The sequence below is a fragment of the Psychrobacillus sp. genome (assembly GCF_056205495.1).
In genome coordinates, this window is record NZ_JBAEAP010000487.1 from 1 (window position 1) to 2,041 (window position 2,041).

General features: G+C 36.4%; 3 protein-coding genes. All 3 read left to right on the forward strand.

What is annotated here, in order from left to right:
* The first annotated feature begins 533 nt into the window (after positions 1 to 533).
* Positions 534 to 656 (forward strand): cytochrome c oxidase subunit 2A, encoded by a 123-nt coding sequence (locus tag AC06OU_RS13990; RefSeq protein WP_169359534.1) that lies wholly within the window; start codon positions 534 to 536, stop codon positions 654 to 656.
* Between the two features lie 20 nt (positions 657 to 676).
* Complete coding sequence (locus AC06OU_RS13995; RefSeq protein ID WP_475856584.1) at positions 677 to 1,153, forward strand: cytochrome c oxidase subunit II; 477 nt, start codon at positions 677 to 679, stop codon at positions 1,151 to 1,153.
* Position 1,154: 1 nt separating this feature from the next.
* Positions 1,155 to 2,041: cbb3-type cytochrome c oxidase subunit I (locus AC06OU_RS14000; RefSeq protein ID WP_475856586.1), on the forward strand; the 887-nt coding region annotated here is incomplete at its 3' end.

Sequence of the window (2,041 nt, forward strand, 5' to 3'; positions counted from 1 at the left end):
AGTTATACATAATTTTTATTATTTTGTACGCATTATAGAGGATAGGACAAAATCCTCCGTATAAGTTAAAAAGTCCTAAAATTTTACTAATCGTAAAGTTTTTAGGGCTTTTTTTGTTACATTATTATTGATTCGAGCACCAAACGGCGACTCCAACGGGATGAGTGGGATAGTTAAAACCTCACAACAACGCGCGATAGCGATGGGTGATGGCTTATCGCTGACCCCGCGAAAAATCAATTCTACTCTCTGATTTAAAGTTCGCTTTGCATCATGAAATCAACCTTACTCTTTAACAAAGCCAACATAAAAATACGTTGATCCTTCCATACACTTAAATTTCCCCGCTAAAAGTCAATATAAATCATAACTTTTATCACAATTCCCATTTACTTTTCTGTTACTTTCAAATTATTTCACAGTATCTTCACATATAACCTTTGTATGTGTGATAAATATCACATCAACTTTGTTTTTTTAAATTTATGATGTACCTATAGAAAAAGAAGGAAAGTTTTGGAGGTGTAAGACAGATGTCCAAAAAACAAAATAAAGAACCAGAACTAAAAGGTACGCTCATATCAGTTAGCGTTGTCGGTATATTCATTTTAGTCACTTGGTTTTTTGCATTCTATTTATTTATTGACAGATTTTAAACTAATGGAGGTTAAAGGTTATGCATATTCACAAGTATGAAAAATGGTGGATAACGTTTGGGGTTAGTTCACTAGTCTTATTTCTAATAATAGTCGGCTTTAGTGCCTTCCACTATGGCTCACATCCGCCAAGTGCAAAAGTATATATTGATCCTGAGCGAGTAGACGAGATTGCTCCATTCAATAACCCTGGAGTTCACAAAGTAGAAGGTAAAGAATGGGATTATGAGATAGTAGTAGTTGCATCCGCATTCTTCTATAACCCACCAGAATTTGAAGTTCCACTTGGATCTACAGTTAAATTTATAGCCACAACGAAAGACGTTATACATGGCTTTCAAATAGCAGGTACGAATATTAATATGATGCTTGAACCAGGTTACGTTTCAGAATACGTAACAACCGTTGATAAAGCTGGCGAGTATTTAATATTATGTAACGAATATTGTGGCGTTGGACACACGTCTATGACATCGAAGTTAAAGGTGGTTGAGTAACATGGCAACAATAACAGAAAAAGCACAAAGCTTTGTGAAAGTAGACCGTCGTGATGGTAAGCTAGCAATGGCCCATATTCATGTAGCTTTTATCGCACTACTAATAGGAGGACTTTGTGGTCTCTTACAAACATTGGTACGTTCTGGACAATTCACACTTCCTTGGGGCATTGGTTACTATCAATTATTAACTGTTCATGGAGTTTTATTAGGACTTATTTTAACTACTTACTTTATATTTGGTTTTCAAATTGCAGCTGTGAGTCGAACTGCTGGTACATTGACAGACAAACAAAGAAAATTTGGTTGGATTGGTTTTTGGACTATGACAATTGGAACAACTGCCGCAGCAGTGATGGTTCTATTAAACGAAGCGTCTGTGCTGTACACTTTTTATGCTCCACTACAAGCACATTGGATCTTTTATGTTGGATTGGCTCTAGTGGTAGTAGGCTCTTGGATTGGTGGGGCTGGCCTGATCATGAAATATATGGAATGGCGCAAAGCTAATCCAAAGCAGCCAAGTCCCTTATTAACTTTTATGGTAATTGTAAACTTAACTATGTGGATTATTTGCTCACTTGGTGTAGCAGTTGAAGTAGTTTTCCAATTGATCCCTTGGTCTCTAGGCTGGGTAGATAAAATTGATGTTCTACTTTCTCGAACACTTTTCTGGTATTTCGGGCACCCATTAGTATACTTCTGGTTATTGCCAGCCTATATGGTTTGGTATGTAATTATTCCTAAAATTATTGGTGGTAAAATTTATTCGGATGCGCTAGCAAGATTATCCTTTATGCTTTTCTTAATCTTCTCTATACCGGTTGGGTTCCATCATCAATTGACAGAGCCTGGTATTGATTCATTTTGGAAGTACTTGCAAGTTGT